The sequence below is a fragment of the Herminiimonas sp. genome (genome assembly GCF_030655415.1).
In genome coordinates this window covers 225,036-238,912 of sequence record NZ_JAURVN010000002.1, presented here as the reverse complement: position 1 = coordinate 238,912, position 13,877 = coordinate 225,036, and the positions used below count along the sequence as shown (strand labels likewise).

Here is a 13,877-nt window from a genome sequence, read left to right as displayed (position 1 = left end):
CGACCTTGATGTTAGATCGAGCATTATCTTGAGTAACTTTACTGAATGATAAAAGTTTTGAGGCAAAAATAAAACCCGCGCTATTGCTAGGCGGGTTTATCCATACGGCGAAAATTACTTCTTTTTTTCGATGGGATCAGTAGTCGAATGATTATTAGCCTGGCCTGAGAGCGGCATGTCTGTCGACTCCTGCTGTTTGGTTAATTCTTTAGGGTTAGTTTGTGCAGGACCGTTGGCATTTCCGCTATCGGAAGTACTGGCTGGCGCGGCAGGTAATGCTGAATCCGATGGCGGCAGCGCGCTTTCTGGTGAGGCAACCGAGCCGCCCATGGTTGGCGCAGGCGGTGTCTCTGCCTTTTTACAGCCGATCAACAGTGTCGCGAGAAAAGCGGAAACAAGAATGGAGCGGGTAAAAAGCATACGACCTCCTAGGTGAGTTGGCCAAGTCATTGTAGTGATTGAATGAGCGGATAGTAAGGGACTTATTTCACTTAAGGAACGAGATAAATTAAGAAGACGCCGATTTGAAAAAATTACACGGATGATGCACGCTCATTTTGCAAATGTGGCTAGCAAACAATGCGAAAACGATTCCGGCGCGTATCTTTGATAAACAAAATTAAGCGAATGTCGTGCTGAAAATTATTTGAAAATGATGGCAATGACCAACTTGTAACTATCGTGGTGGCCTACCTCAATGTTCGATTCACGCTATCCTGTCTGTCTTGTAGTCGTTCTTGCTATCGCTTGTGCGCATGGTCGCCGGGACGCAATTGCAACCATTCATCGCTTACAGATTGTTGTTCATGAAATCTCTGAAAAATACACCACTTTCCGTTTTAGATTTATCACCGATTCTGGTCGGCGGCACACCAGCTGATGCCTTCCATCGCTCACTTGATCTGGCGCAACGCGCAGAAAAACTTGGCTACAACCGTTACTGGCTAGCCGAACATCACAGCATGCCTGGTATTGCGAGTGCGGCGACCTCAGTGGTGATTGGCTATGTTGCTGGCGGCACATCTAAAATCCGCGTTGGCTCTGGCGGCATCATGTTGCCGAATCACGCTCCACTTGTGATCGCCGAACAATTTGGCACACTAACTTCACTGTATCCGGGCCGTATCGATCTGGGTCTGGGTCGTGCACCGGGATCGAATCAGGCCACTGCGCGCGCATTGCGTCGCGATATCGGTGAAGATGGAAATGAATTCCCACGTCAGTTGAACGAGTTGCGCGCCTTCTTGCAGCCTAGTGGTGGCGAGGCGCAAGTCCAGGCTATTCCTGGCGAAGGTTTGGATATTCCCATCTGGTTATTGGGATCGAGTAGTTATAGCGCGCAACTCGCGGGTCATCTCGGTTTGCCGTTTGCGTTTGCCGGACAGTTTTCGCCGGACTACATGTTGACTGCGTTGAACTTGTATCGCGAAACTTTCCGTCCATCGGCCACATTGGATGCGCCGTATGCAATGGTAGGCGTGAATATTTTTGCGGCCGACAGCGATGAAGAAGCGCAGCGTCTGGCGACTTCGCAACAGCAAATGCATTTGGGCTTGATACGTGGCAAGCCGGGTAAATTGCCGCCACCGATAGAGAACATGGATGATTCATGGCTGCCACATGAGCGCGTCTCGGTTGAGTCGATGTTGCGCGCTTCCATTATTGGAAATGCAGCGACAGTCAAAGAAAAACTCAATGGATTTTTAGAGACCACGCAAGCCAATGAGATCATCATCAACACGATGGTGTTCGATCATGCGGCGCGTGCGCGTTCTTATGAAATCGTGGCTGATGTCTGGCAGTCATAACGTATCGTCGTTCACATAAAAAACTTAAAGCGTTCCGATCATGCTGGATAACTCGCTCTACAACACTGAAGAAATTATTCGTCTGCTGAAAGTAGAGCAGATCGCGCCGAATCAATTCGTCGGTCAAAGTCATTTTATGGGCAGTCCAAATATTTTTGGCGGCCAGACTCTAGGCCAATCGTTGTACGCCGCTGGCCTCACTGTGCCGGATCGACGGCCGCATTCCATGCACGCGATGTTTCTGCTGCCGGGTAATCATCAATTGCCGGTGGAATATGAAGTGGAACGCGTGCGCGATGGAGGTACCTTCAGCACGCGACGTGTAGTTGGTACGCAAGAAGGACGACGCATCTTTGTCATGTCGGCATCGTTCCAGGTTGAAGAAGAAGGTCTGTCGCATCAAAAACCTGCGCCGCCCATGAGTGATCCTGATGCTCTGCCGTCCAGCCTTAAGGTATGGCAAGAGCGCGGCATTGCTACGGGTCGTGAGTTCCAGCCTGTGCCTGTGGATTTCCGTACTAATCGTGATGACAATTTGTTCGGTGGTCAGGTTGATTCAGCTACGCGCAAAGTGTGGGTGCGTGCGCCGCTGAAGCTGGATGACGATCCATTGATGCATGATGCGTTTTTCGCCTACGTATCGGATTACGGATTCTTGTGGACTGCCTTGCAACCGCACGGGATACGGATGGATGATCCGCGTTTGCAGATTGCCAGCCTTGATCATTCGATCTGGTTTCACAGACCTTTGCGCATGGATGACTGGTTACTGTTCTCGATGGAAAGCCCGAATGCATCCGGCGGTCGCGGACTGTGCTTTGCGCACATCTATAACCGCGACGGTGTGTTGATAGCGAGTGCGACGCAAGAAGGTTTGATACGTTTGCGGGAAACTAAAAAGTGACAAAACCGTATCGCCGTTTTGCCTTGATCAACTTGGTCGGATTAGTGCTGACAGGTTTGTTGTTCACATGGATCTCGCGTAATGGCACGCTGGATTTTGCGGTAGCGAATCTGTTTTTCGATAACGCCACGCAGCAATTTCCTTTACGCATTTCACACGCTTTGGATTTCTGGGGACACACCGTCCTCAAGGCAATTACGGTGTGGGCGTGGGTGCTTTGTATAGGTTTGGCGATAGTCAGCAATTGGATCGCGATACTCAAACCGTGGCGTCGTCTGCTGACCGTGTTTGTCGTGATGGCCGGTGTTGCCGCCTTTGTGGTGCAGACGCTGAAAGGCGCGAGCGTGCATTCCTGCCCGTGGGATATCATTACTTTCGGTGGACAGGCACTCTGGTTTCCCTTGTTCGAAACCGTCAATCACGTGACTGGTCCGGGTCGTTGCTGGCCGGGTGGGCACGCGTCCGGCGGCTTCGCGATCATCGCGGGCTACTTTGCGTTGAGAGAGAGTAATCACCAACTTGCGCGCTGGGTGCTGGCAATCGGCATGGCGTTTGGCATCGTGATGAGTCTGGTGCAAATGGCGCGCGGCGCGCATTTTCTGTCGCACAACTTGTGGAGTTTGTGGCTGGTGTGGGTCACGTGTTTTGTGATCGACGTCGTCTTGCATGCGGTGCAACGCGGGAAAAATCCGGCGCTATAAAGTTAGCGCATGTGTGCAATTGCCAACGCTCAAGATGGGATTTCTTCGGCACGGGCTTTGGCCGCAGCCGCTTCTTCATCCTGCCGTAAATGACGTCTGTCTAGCCACCAAGCCAATACCGGCAATACCAAGAATCCGCCCGGTGCGACAAACAGCACCATGTAAGGACTCAGTTCCACCAGCCTGTGTAAATGCACCTTGATGCGTTTGCGGTCCAGCTCGCTCCAGCGATAACCGTTACGTTGTTTCATCAACAACGGTAGCAGCCCACGCATCTGCGTCATCTCATCCCACAAGCGCACACGCTCACGGTTTTGTAGCGACCATACGCCGTATGCGGATTTCTTCACCAAACGAAAAGGCAGGACAACGACAGAGATGATGTGGTGACGCAAGGGGAAAGTCCGGGAATGTGAAGCAAACCCCGATTTTACGCGAAGCCACCTTGCCAGTCAGAAAACCTGTACACAGCCAATGGTTCTTTTCAAGCAGTCAAAATACGTTACTTCAAGTCGATTACCATTTCAAAACCTCCGAATATCATTCGCTTTGCATCAAAAGGCATCTTGTCTGGAGACATATCGGCGACACGTGGATCTTTCATCACTTTGTCGTTAACTTCATCGCGGTGCTCGCGCGAACGATAGACGATCCATGAAAAAATAACCGTTTCATCATCCTTCAAATCTACACTTTGGGGAAAGGATGTGAGCTTGCCAGGCTTGACGTCATCCGCCACGCATTCGCGATATTCAAGCGCGCCATATTCCTTCCAGATCACACCAAACTTGTGAGCGAACTCTTTGTATTCCTCAAGATTGCTTTTCGGTACAGGGACAACAAAACCGTCTACGTAAGCCATGTGGTTCTCCTTGGGTGGTTAGCGGTTTGGGTTCGACTTCTGGGCGGCGAGGCAGTTCGCTAACACGCTGACTTGAGAACATTTTTATTAATAGTTGAAGGCTATTACTTTCTTCAATTTAATCAAATTGCTCAATTAAATGAGAATGATTATTCTTTGCTTCAAGGCTTCAGACATAGCTATTAAGAAAAGGACACATCATGGTCACCGCAGCAAAAACCACCAGTCAAATCACCATGCATATGGGCGTGGCGTTCGGCATCATGTATGTCTTCACCGGCTCAGTCGCGCTAGGTGGCGTGGCCGCGGTGCTTGAACCTATCGTCAATGTGACCTTGTTGCCTTTGCATGACAAAATGTGGGAGCGTATTCGCGCAAAAGTTGAAGCGCGTAAAGCGAATGCAAAAGCTGTTGCTGCAAACAACAAAGCAAATCCTGTTGACGTTAAACCGTTGCAAACGGCTTGAGAATTTTACACAGCCCAACGTTATTGGAAATTGCATAAGCTGGATAAAAAAGCCGCTGATTGTTCAGCGGCTTTTTGATATGTAGCTATCGTCCGATCCGAATTTTTATTCAAAGTAAGTCCGCACGCGTTTTCACAAGCTATCGGATAATGCGACATTCTTTCTTTGCGCCGCCAAGGCGCAAATCATCCTTTAATGCCTTGCGGAGTTTGTTCATGAAAATCGCGATTCTTGATGACTATCAGGATTGTGTACGCCAGCTTGATTGCTTCGCTATGTTGGCTGATCACGAGGTCAAGGTCTTCACCAATGGCGCGCGCGGTGTAGGTCAGTTGGCGATACGTCTTGCCGATTTCGATGCGCTGGTATTGATACGCGAACGCACGGCACTGTCGCGTCTGCTGCTGGAAAAATTATCCAAGTTAAAACTGATCGCGCAAACCGGCAAGGTCAGCGGCCATATTGATCTGGCTGCCGCCGCCGCACGCAATATCGTGATCACCGAAGGTATCGGCGATGCAACTGCACCGGCAGAATTGACGTGGGCGCTGATCATGGCAGCAACACGCAAGTTGCCGCAATACGTCAGCAATTTAAAAGACGGCTTGTGGCAAATTGCATCCACCTCGCCAACACGGAACACGCTCGGTACAGTATTAAAAGGGCGCACGCTGGGTATCTTCGGCTACGGCCGCATCGGTCGTATGGTGGCGGCTTACGGCAAGGCGTTCGGCATGCACGTGCTGGTGTGGGGTCGTGATGCAAGTCGGGCAGCGGCAGTGCAAGACGGTTATCAGGCGGCAGCATCGAAGGAAGAATTTTTCAGTATGGCTGACGTCATTTCTTTGCATTTGCGCTTGAACGATGCAACGCGCGGCATCGTGACTGCAGAAGATCTGGGGCAGATGAAACCGTCCGCACTCTTCGTCAATACCAGTCGCGCTGAACTGGTAGCGACAGATACATTGCAGACTGCTTTGCAGCAGGGTCGTCCCGGTTTTGCAGCGTTGGATGTGTATGAGAGCGAACCATTAGCACCGACTTCGCCATTGCTGAAAATGGAAAACGTCTTGGCTTCACCGCATCTCGGCTATGTAGAAAAAGATAGCTACGAGATTTACTTCCGCAGCGCATTTCAAAACATCCTCGATTACGCCAACGGCACGCCGAAGAACGTATTGCAAATATCGTCCTGAATTGAGGCACGTATTGAATACGGAATGTGCGCTTGAAAAGTCGACTATGAAAATTCTCAGCATCAACGTAGCGACCATCGGTAATTTATTCGTGACGGAAGACGGCGAAGCACCACGTCGTGTGCCCACCGCATTTGACAAGAAACCAGTCGCCGCATCAGTGCGAGTAACAAGACTGGGTTTGCTCGGCGATGAGCAAGCCGATCTCGCCGCAAATGGCGGCATCAACAAAGCGGTCTATGCCTATCCGTTTGAACACTATGCGTTTTGGTCAGCACAACGTCTGGCTGTATTGAAACGTGATGTGCCTTTATCGCCCGGTGCGATGGGCGAAAATTTGACGATCAGTGGCTTGTTGGAAGATGAAGTGTGGGTTGGTGATCAACTGCACATTGGCGGCGCCATTTTTCAAGTGACAGAACCGCGCGTGCCCTGCTTCAAGTTCAATGTGCGCATGGGCTTTAGTCACGCCAGCAAGGCGATGCTGCAGAGCGGCGCTACGGGATTTTTCTTGCGGGTTTTAAAAGAAGGAAACATCAGTGCCGGTGACGCCATCACGCTGATCGCCGGCTCGCGTCAACAAACCATCCAGGCTATTAACGAACAGTATCGGAACGGTCCCCAGCAGGATCTTTTCTAGTTTTCGGCAAGATAGTCGCAGTCGTACTCGCCAGATGCGCACTTCCCCACAACTTCGCCCATCCCGGTGGCCATGGCAAAGGCGGACCGGCATATTCAGGCAGGCCGCGTCGAACCGGAATCACCGGCAGCGCATCGGGGATGCGGCCATCTTGTTTATCCCAACCTAGCGAGAAGGTGTAATCCGGCAGCAGTGCATCACACACCATGTCGAACCACGCCGCGTGATCTTCATCGCGACCAAGTGCTTGCGCCATACCGGCTGGATCGAACTGCGCCAATGTGCTGGCTAATTCTTCTGCAGTTTCGCCCGGCGTATCGCCCCAACCCATCACCGGATTGCAGTTGTATTCAGCACCGGAGCCGTACCAGCCTTCGCGCCATGGCCTTTCCATCCAGTTGCGCGGGCCGGTGAACAAATGCCAGCGCCAGTGCAGGCCGGATGGTTTCGGCCAGCTATATAAATACAATCGTTGATAACCAGCTCTATGCAATTCGCGCACCATTGCCATCAAGCGCGCATGCGGCATCGGATCGGGTGGCGTGCGGCGGAACAAAATCGGTTCACCATCTGCGTGCTGCACTTCGTCGGTCGATAAATTCAAATCCAGCGTACGCATTTCATTACCGAAGCGTGCAGAAATCCATCCCGTCATCAGATTGACAGCCGTGATCACACCATAACCACGATGGCGATGGAAAATGACGGTTCCGGGGGCGATGGGTTTCATAGCTAAAACGATACGATTTATAAATGGAGTAGACCGGCGATAGTGTAACGGCTTTACGCTGCACAGTCAGCGGGCAGTTTTGTCTAAAGCGCTTTGAAATGACGCAGGAATGTTAAATGGAAAGTAACAAATTATGCAGAGAGGATCAACGTGACAAGCGCACTGCCCATTCAGCATTCTTGCGCCGGTCTGCAAAGGTTAAAGCCCCGGTGTGCGTGAGTATCCCGTGTAATAGCGAGCCGTTCAGCAGTGCCGACGCAGCAATGAAAGTTACAAAAGTACAAGGAAGTTTTGCTGGTCTGTAATTTGCTTATTGCCTATGTGCATTAATTAGGTGATCAAGTCGAGTATCAAGTCTCGCTCGAGTGCTGCTGTGGAGTGGCATCGAAAAATTACAGACCAGGGAGCTTCAAATGAGTGACCATTCCGCACTGCAAATCGACACCTTCCTCCCGTACATGCGCGACGTCAGTCGCTGCGAAGAATCCTTGCGTGAACTGAATCTGATGTGGCGCATGATCGAAGCGTCCGCCAAGATGAACTGCCCGCTGGAAGCGAAGGCAATTTTGCCGACCATGGCCGCGACCCGCGCTGGTTTCAATCGTCTGGAGCAGGAGCTCGTTTCTAGTCTGGTGCGTGAAAAAGTTTCCAATGTGCTGGAAGAGATTGGCACCAAGGCGCAGTACGTAATCGATATCGTCGTGCGCAATTTGTTTGAACGCACGGCGGATGTTGGCTTCCTCGCCACTGATCGTGAACTCTGCACCTTTGTCGCTGGCCTGCACGAGAACCGCGACATGATCCGCGCGCGCTTGCGCGCTTACCGCAACAAATACACAGTCTATGACGAAATCATTTTGCTGGATGACGCTGGCAACGTTCTCGTACAAATCGATGAAGCAACTCCGCTGGAAGGCAGCACCGATCCGTTGCTTAAGCAAACCCTCGCATCCGAAACCTATGTAGAAACTTTTCGCAAAACGGATCTACGTCCAGGCAAGGAAGAGGCACTGATTTATTCACGCCGCATGCATCATCCGGAAACTGGTGCAGTAGTTGGCGTGTTGTGTTTGTGCTTCCATTTTGAAGAAGAGATGGCGAGTATTTTCCGTTCGCATCGTGATCCGGCTGAACGCTCCAACATGTTGCTGCTCGATGGCAGCAATCGCGTGATCGCCAGTGCCGATCCGCGCTGGATTCCGGTTGGCGCAGTGGTGCCTGTGAATCGCGATGCTGATCCGCGTTTAGTGGTGTACGGCGGTCGCGAATATCTTGCGCGGACATTTTCTGCAGACGGTTATCAAGGCTATATGGGGCCGCCGGGTTGGCAAGGCCAAGTCATGATCCCGGTCGAGCTGGGCTTTACTGGCATGGCCACTAATGCATTGACGTCACTGGATAAAAACGTCGCCGATGGTTTGTTGTCGCATGCCGAATCATTTTGCCCGCCGTTATTTGAAATCATGAGCGCGGCAGAAACCATACGTCGCGTAGTCTGGAACGGACAAGTCATGACCGCTGGTCAAAATGGCGAGCTGCTCAAACTCAAAACCATCCTCGAACAGATCAGCGAAACCGGCGCGCGTAGCAATGAATTGTTTTCGCAATCCATCCGTGATTTGTATGAAACGGTGTTGTCGTCCAGCTTGCGCGATTCAGAATTTGTCTCGCATTTGATGGTTGATTTACTGGATCGCAATCTGTATGAGCGGTCCGACGATTGCCGTTGGTGGGCATTGACGCCGGAGTTGCAAGTTGCACTTGCTGCGCCGGTTAAATCGCCAGAAACCGTCGCGCGTTTGACCGAGATACTTGACTACATCAACTCGCTCTACACCGTGTACACGCGCATTTTTGTGTACGACGCGACAGGCACGATTATTTCGAGCAGCGACCTCAAACAAGATGGTGCGATCGTGGTCGGCACATTGATCGACGACGCTACCTTTGAACAGGTCTGCGGCTTGGCGAATGATCAGCAGTACTACGTCACACCGTTTGAAAACACGCCTTTGTATGGCGATCGCCCAACTTATGTCTATCACGCAGCGATTCGTCACCCTGAGAATCCAGCGCAAGTTGTGGGCGGCATCGGCATTGTGTTTGATTCAGAGCCTGAATTTTCTGCAATGCTGCAAGGCGCACTCGGCGACAAGGAAGAAGTCAGCGCGCTGTTCGTTGATCGCAGCGGCCGAATTATTTCCAGCACCGATGCGACACGTCCAGTCGGTGACATTCTCGACATTGATCCTGAATTGTTGAAGATGGAAAACGGCGGCACCGCATCGCGCATCGTGATTCATGACGGTCATTACGCGATTCTCGGTTGCACGATGTCGCACGGCTATCGCGAGTTCAAAACCTCCGACGGTTATCGTGAAGATGTGTTGGCTGTGATCTACAGCAGCTTTGGAGAAGAGCGGCAACAGGTCAGCACTGGCAACAGCGCGGCAACCGCGCTGGAAATCGATCCAACTGCACCGGCCGGTCGCGAGTTCGCCACCTTCTTCATCGATGGTTCGTTGTTTGCACTCGCCGCAGAATACGCACAAGAAGCTTTGCCGGCCTCGGAGATTTCACCGATGTCCATGGGTAATCGCGCTGAACGAGTCGGCATCTTGGCCTTGCGTCATGAGAATGAAGCCAAGCACTTTGTCTGGGTATTCGACCTCGGCCATTTGATGCGCGGCTACAGATCAGAGATAGACAGCAGCAGCCAGGTCATCATCGTCAAACGCGGTACGCAAAGCATAGGTTTGCTGGTCAGCGAGTTGCATGGCGTGCCAGATTTCCAACCTTCACAAATCATACCGACGCCGTTGGCCGCGCCAAGTACGGGCATGTTGGTGACAGAAGTGATCAAGGCTAACCAGGGGCGTCTGCTGATCCAGTCTATCAATGTTGATCACCTGTTTGCGGTGCTTAACAATGAAGAAATTCCAATTGATCCAGAAATGAAAATCGCTGCCTGATCTGAAGGGTGACGATAGCACCACGATTTGAGTGTTTCTATTGTCAAAAGCTATGCACTATTTGCGTACTTATCGCGCGATAAGTACGCAGCTCTTTTCATTGCGACCTCGCTCGCGTTATGATGCGATATCCAAACTTGGACTATTTCTTGTTTCTTATTCAAAATGACTTTGCGCATCATCGCCACTGGTGGCACATTCGATAAACATTACGACGAAATCGAAGGCAAGCTTGGTTTCGGCCACGGCCATTTGCCGCATGTGATCAAGCGTGCACGCATCACGGTGCCGATTCAGCTGGAGCAATTGCCCTTCCTCGATTCACTCGATATGCATGATGCCGATAGACAGCGCATCGCCGCATCGTGTCTGCGTGCGGATGAAACCAGTATTGTCGTCGTGCATGGCACCGATACCATGCGTGAAACCGCTGAAGTACTGGCTGCGGCGCAATTGCCTAAGACCATCATCCTGACCGGCGCGATGGTGCCATATGAAGTGAAAAATTCGGATGCGCTATTCAACTTCGGATTTGCATGCGGTATCGCGCAAGCTTTGCCGCACGGCGTCTACATCGCGATGAACGCGCAAATTTTCACGTGGAATAACGTGAAGAAAAATCGCCTCAAGGGCGTATTTCAAAAACGCTGAATCCGATTCGGTCGCCCAAAAAAAAGCCCGCAGCCTTACGGCACACGGGCAAAAAATCCAATACATGAAGAAGGACATACACATCGTAACAAGCGATTGTTACTGCTGTATGACGTCTGAAGATTTCTGATGGGCTGGGTTAAGCTGGCAACAGTCATGGCCAATTGCCACTGTTACACTCTATTGATAGGTGCGCTTCACCTAGGAAGATTGATGCAGACTGACTATCGTCAGCGCTCTGCCGACGATCCGCAGCACTGATTACAGAACAAGGGAGATCAACGATGCACATGGCAACAGCAGAGGATGAGCAGTCCATACCGAAAGCTATCGTAAGCGGCCGCGTCGCAAAGTTGCGCCTGGCAACGGGTTTGCTTCAGGGCGTGATCCTTTACGCACTGTATTGGTTGTTCAAAAACACTGCCTTGCCCAACGCGAACATGTATCTGTTTGCACCGCTGGTGTTGTGCGCGCTGTTTGTGCCGATATTGTTTGTCTCTGGCCTCGGCCATCTTGATAATCGCCGCATCACCAAGTGGATGATAGGTGCTGCGTTGATCTGCATGCTTCTCACAGTCTGCGATGTGTGGCGTTCGGGCCATGTGCAGTTTGATTGGCTCTCGTTCGCCACCGTGAAGACTGAATATTCCGCCTCTGCTTGGCTGCTGACTTTTCTGCCTGTGGGTTTTTACATCGCACATGCGCTGGTGTTGGCGGCAGCGCGTGACGGTCGCAAGGTCGCGACGTATCCATCGTATTTTGAAATGGCGTGGAAGCTGATCATCCAGATCATGTTCGCCTTGCTGTTTGTCGGCGTGCTGTGGCTGATCCTATGGTTGGGTGCGAACCTGTTCATGCTGATCAAACTCTCTTTCCTGCATGACTTGCTGCAGCGACCATGGTTCTTCGTGACGGCGACGACGTTTGCTTTCGCCACGGCCTTGCACATTACCGATGTGCGTCCCGGCATTGTGCGCGGCATACGCAGTTTGCTGCTGGTGTTGATGTCATGGTTGTTGCCGATCACGACCTTGATTGTTGGCGGCTTTTTATTGAGTTTGCCTTTTGCCGGACTCGAGCCTTTGTGGGCAACACGTCACGCAACATCAGTATTGCTGGGCGCAACGGCAGTGTTGGTGCTGCTGATCAATGCGACTTTCCAAGGTGGTCAACTCGGCACGCAAGTCACGGCTTTCTTGCGCATCGTTGCGCGCGTGGCATGTGCGCTTTTGTTGCCGATGACGCTGATTGCCATCTACTCGCTTACCTTGCGCGTGGAGCAATACGGTTGGACCACGGACAGGATTATTGCCGCGGCATGTTTGTTGGTCGCGAGTTGTTATGCCTGCGGATATTTCTGGGCGGCAGTCGAGCGCAAGGTGTGGCTGGAGCGGATTGCACCTGTCAATGTCATGACGGCTTTCGTCATTCTGGGCGCCTTGCTTGCGCTGTTCACGCCGATTGCTGATCCGGCACGTTTGTCGGTCAACGATCAAGTCGCACGTCTGGAAAGTGGCAAGGTCAGCGCAGCAAAATTCGATTTCAACTATCTACGCTTCGATGGCGCGCGTTACGGTAATGAAGTGCTGCAGAAATTCAAGCTTACGACCACAGGCCCCGATGTCGCACTGTTGAACAAGCGTGCCGAAGAAGCTTTGCAAAGAAAAAATAAATGGGATGGGGAAAATCGTTTACCCGTAGCCGACAAAATTGCGCGCTTGGCGAATATCACCGTATGGCCAGATGGTAAAAGCTTGCCAGCGAGCTTTGCAGAAATGGATTGGAGCGCGTTTGAAAAGAACCATCTCTTCCCGCAATGTCTGCTGTTCCAAGACAAGAAGTGCGACGTCTATTTGATGGATTTAAATGGCGATAACAAAACAGAAATCCTGATCAAGAACGCAGAAAATTTTCGGCAGGCGGTCGTTTTCAGCTTGCAGACAGATGGCAAGTGGCAGCCTACGGGTTTGATAAATGGCATGAGTCTCGATTGCAAGGATGTCTCGCAGGCCTTGGCCGAAGGCCGTTATCAATTGCTACCTACGCCATTCAAGGATGTGCAGATCGCCGGCCAACGGCTATCTGTAGAAGCGTGGCCAACTGACCAGAGTAAATGCGCAGATGCGAAAAATTAACCGTCTGCGCTAGCGTATTGATCATCGTATCAAGATGCGCTGCAGCCGGGCCTGATGACGATGCATCATTTCAAATACAGACAATTTGTAGGGATAAAAAACCTGGCATCGAATTTTGTACTAGAATTTAAAACAGGCGGTGTGCAGATGTAAGCCACTTGTCAGGAATAAAAGCCAATATCAAATCAGGAGGATTCAGCTGAACTCTTAAGTATCTAAGTTATCGAACGAGATCAAATAGAGAGACAAATTGCAATCACTTAGGAGGAAAAAATGGATGCAGAATTAAAACCTTGCCCAGTTTGCAACAGCGAAGCAGAGCTGAAAGAAGCCCATTACCTTGAATCCGAATTGCCTTACAGCTATGTGCACTGTACCAATGAAGCATGCACATTGAATCACAACGCAGCACATTTCAGCGGTAGCAAATCCGAATCCAAAAACGATCAGGATGCGGTTACGGCTTGGAATAAACGGCAACAAATCCCCGCTCATCATTAACAGCACATTGCTTCACGCAAAGAAAAACAGCCCGAATAATCGGGCTGTTTAAGTTTTGAGGAAACCAATCCCAGACTTGGATGCTGAGTCTTATCTCTAAATGAACGGTAAATCTTAATCGGGTCTTGTTTGGTGTATTTATATTAGCGGTCTAGCCGCAAGTTTTAGTTCGCTTATCGTGAAGCCGCGACGATTACTGGCGAGCCTTCTGAAGGGCTTTCTGCCATCACCATGCTGGCGCAGAAAAAGCTTAGCGCTGCAGCGGCGGAAATCAAACTGATAGTAGGTAATTTGCGCATGTTGATTACTC

At 51.1% G+C, this 13,877-nt stretch carries 15 protein-coding genes; 10 read left to right on the top strand and 5 right to left on the bottom strand.

Going from position 1 to position 13,877, the window contains the following annotated elements:
- Positions 1-114 precede the first annotated feature (114 nt).
- Positions 115-420, bottom strand: a complete 306-nt coding sequence (locus Q7T66_RS01220) for a hypothetical protein (RefSeq protein ID WP_304931425.1) — start codon at positions 418-420, stop codon at positions 115-117.
- 386 nt (positions 421-806) lie between these two features.
- On the opposite strand from Q7T66_RS01220, the gene Q7T66_RS01215 reads away from it, so the two are divergent.
- From Q7T66_RS01215 to Q7T66_RS01205, 3 genes are read left to right on the top strand one after another with little or no spacing between them, the layout of a single operon-like run.
- Entirely contained in the window at positions 807-1,808 is a 1,002-nt protein-coding gene (locus tag Q7T66_RS01215) for an LLM class flavin-dependent oxidoreductase (RefSeq protein ID WP_304931424.1), read from the top strand.
- Positions 1,809-1,848: 40 nt separating this feature from the next.
- Positions 1,849-2,712, top strand: a complete 864-nt coding sequence (locus Q7T66_RS01210) for an acyl-CoA thioesterase II (protein WP_304931423.1) — start codon at positions 1,849-1,851, stop codon at positions 2,710-2,712.
- Positions 2,709-3,413: a phosphatase PAP2 family protein gene (locus Q7T66_RS01205; RefSeq protein ID WP_304931422.1), complete on the top strand. Its 705-nt coding sequence runs from the start codon at positions 2,709-2,711 to the stop codon at positions 3,411-3,413. The genes Q7T66_RS01210 and Q7T66_RS01205 overlap by 4 nt, the downstream gene beginning before the upstream one ends.
- A gap of 29 nt (positions 3,414-3,442) precedes the next feature.
- On the opposite strand, the gene Q7T66_RS01200 is transcribed toward Q7T66_RS01205, so the two are convergent.
- Together Q7T66_RS01200 and Q7T66_RS01195 are read right to left on the bottom strand one after the other, a co-directional pair.
- Complete coding sequence (locus Q7T66_RS01200) at positions 3,443-3,808, bottom strand: hypothetical protein (RefSeq protein ID WP_304931421.1); 366 nt, start codon at positions 3,806-3,808, stop codon at positions 3,443-3,445.
- Between the two features lie 107 nt (positions 3,809-3,915).
- Positions 3,916-4,275, bottom strand: coding sequence for a DUF1428 domain-containing protein (locus tag Q7T66_RS01195; protein ID WP_304931420.1), 360 nt, complete (start codon positions 4,273-4,275; stop codon positions 3,916-3,918).
- Between the two features lie 200 nt (positions 4,276-4,475).
- Here Q7T66_RS01195 and Q7T66_RS01190 point away from each other — a divergent pair, with 200 nt between their 5' ends.
- From Q7T66_RS01190 to Q7T66_RS01180, 3 genes are all read left to right on the top strand, one after another.
- Positions 4,476-4,742, top strand: a complete 267-nt coding sequence (locus Q7T66_RS01190) for a DUF2061 domain-containing protein (protein WP_304931419.1) — start codon at positions 4,476-4,478, stop codon at positions 4,740-4,742.
- 215 nt (positions 4,743-4,957) lie between these two features.
- Positions 4,958-5,938: a D-2-hydroxyacid dehydrogenase family protein gene (locus tag Q7T66_RS01185; protein WP_304931418.1), complete on the top strand. Its 981-nt coding sequence runs from the start codon at positions 4,958-4,960 to the stop codon at positions 5,936-5,938.
- Positions 5,939-5,984: 46 nt separating this feature from the next.
- Complete coding sequence (locus Q7T66_RS01180; protein WP_304931417.1) at positions 5,985-6,578, top strand: MOSC domain-containing protein; 594 nt, start codon at positions 5,985-5,987, stop codon at positions 6,576-6,578.
- Here the strand turns inward: Q7T66_RS01180 and Q7T66_RS01175 are convergent.
- Positions 6,535-7,308, bottom strand: a complete 774-nt coding sequence (locus Q7T66_RS01175; protein WP_304931416.1) for an L-asparaginase — start codon at positions 7,306-7,308, stop codon at positions 6,535-6,537. The genes Q7T66_RS01180 and Q7T66_RS01175 overlap by 44 nt on opposite strands.
- A gap of 413 nt (positions 7,309-7,721) precedes the next feature.
- On the opposite strand from Q7T66_RS01175, the gene Q7T66_RS01170 reads away from it, so the two are divergent.
- The 4 genes from Q7T66_RS01170 (at position 7,722) to Q7T66_RS01155 (ending at position 13,567) form a co-directional block, all read left to right on the top strand.
- The gene (locus Q7T66_RS01170; protein WP_304931415.1) at positions 7,722-10,280 is read left to right on the top strand and encodes a chemotaxis protein CheW; all 2,559 of its coding nucleotides are present in this window, start codon (positions 7,722-7,724) and stop codon (positions 10,278-10,280) included.
- 165 nt (positions 10,281-10,445) lie between these two features.
- On the top strand, positions 10,446-10,931 hold the full coding sequence (locus tag Q7T66_RS01165) for an asparaginase domain-containing protein (RefSeq protein WP_304931414.1): 486 nt from the start codon (positions 10,446-10,448) through the stop codon (positions 10,929-10,931).
- A gap of 290 nt (positions 10,932-11,221) precedes the next feature.
- On the top strand, positions 11,222-13,066 hold the full coding sequence (locus Q7T66_RS01160; RefSeq protein ID WP_304931413.1) for a DUF4153 domain-containing protein: 1,845 nt from the start codon (positions 11,222-11,224) through the stop codon (positions 13,064-13,066).
- A gap of 273 nt (positions 13,067-13,339) precedes the next feature.
- The gene (locus Q7T66_RS01155) at positions 13,340-13,567 is read left to right on the top strand and encodes a Lar family restriction alleviation protein (protein ID WP_304931412.1); all 228 of its coding nucleotides are present in this window, start codon (positions 13,340-13,342) and stop codon (positions 13,565-13,567) included.
- A gap of 173 nt (positions 13,568-13,740) precedes the next feature.
- Here Q7T66_RS01155 and Q7T66_RS01150 read toward each other — a convergent pair whose 3' ends face one another.
- Positions 13,741-13,866 carry a hypothetical protein gene (locus tag Q7T66_RS01150; RefSeq protein WP_304931411.1) on the bottom strand — a complete coding sequence of 42 codons (126 nt, stop codon included), beginning with the start codon at positions 13,864-13,866 and terminating at the stop codon, positions 13,741-13,743.
- Positions 13,867-13,877 lie beyond the last annotated feature (11 nt).

What these genes read in the sequence shown, in the direction of transcription:
- Q7T66_RS01185 (WP_304931418.1), top strand. Translation starts at nt 4,958, where the DNA reads ATGAAAATCGCGATTCTTGATGACTATCAGGATTGTGTACGCCAGCTT.
- Q7T66_RS01160 (WP_304931413.1), top strand. Translation starts at nt 11,222, where the DNA reads ATGGCAACAGCAGAGGATGAGCAGTCCATACCGAAAGCTATCGTAAGC.
- Q7T66_RS01150 (WP_304931411.1), bottom strand. Translation starts at nt 13,866, where the DNA reads ATGCGCAAATTACCTACTATCAGTTTGATTTCCGCCGCTGCAGCGCTA.
- Q7T66_RS01175 (WP_304931416.1), bottom strand. Translation starts at nt 7,308, where the DNA reads ATGAAACCCATCGCCCCCGGAACCGTCATTTTCCATCGCCATCGTGGT.
- Q7T66_RS01180 (WP_304931417.1), top strand. Translation starts at nt 5,985, where the DNA reads ATGAAAATTCTCAGCATCAACGTAGCGACCATCGGTAATTTATTCGTG.
- Q7T66_RS01220 (WP_304931425.1), bottom strand. Translation starts at nt 420, where the DNA reads ATGCTTTTTACCCGCTCCATTCTTGTTTCCGCTTTTCTCGCGACACTG.
- Q7T66_RS01195 (WP_304931420.1), bottom strand. Translation starts at nt 4,275, where the DNA reads ATGGCTTACGTAGACGGTTTTGTTGTCCCTGTACCGAAAAGCAATCTT.
- Q7T66_RS01215 (WP_304931424.1), top strand. Translation starts at nt 807, where the DNA reads ATGAAATCTCTGAAAAATACACCACTTTCCGTTTTAGATTTATCACCG.
- Q7T66_RS01210 (WP_304931423.1), top strand. Translation starts at nt 1,849, where the DNA reads ATGCTGGATAACTCGCTCTACAACACTGAAGAAATTATTCGTCTGCTG.
- Q7T66_RS01165 (WP_304931414.1), top strand. Translation starts at nt 10,446, where the DNA reads ATGACTTTGCGCATCATCGCCACTGGTGGCACATTCGATAAACATTAC.
- Q7T66_RS01170 (WP_304931415.1), top strand. Translation starts at nt 7,722, where the DNA reads ATGAGTGACCATTCCGCACTGCAAATCGACACCTTCCTCCCGTACATG.
- Q7T66_RS01155 (WP_304931412.1), top strand. Translation starts at nt 13,340, where the DNA reads ATGGATGCAGAATTAAAACCTTGCCCAGTTTGCAACAGCGAAGCAGAG.
- Q7T66_RS01190 (WP_304931419.1), top strand. Translation starts at nt 4,476, where the DNA reads ATGGTCACCGCAGCAAAAACCACCAGTCAAATCACCATGCATATGGGC.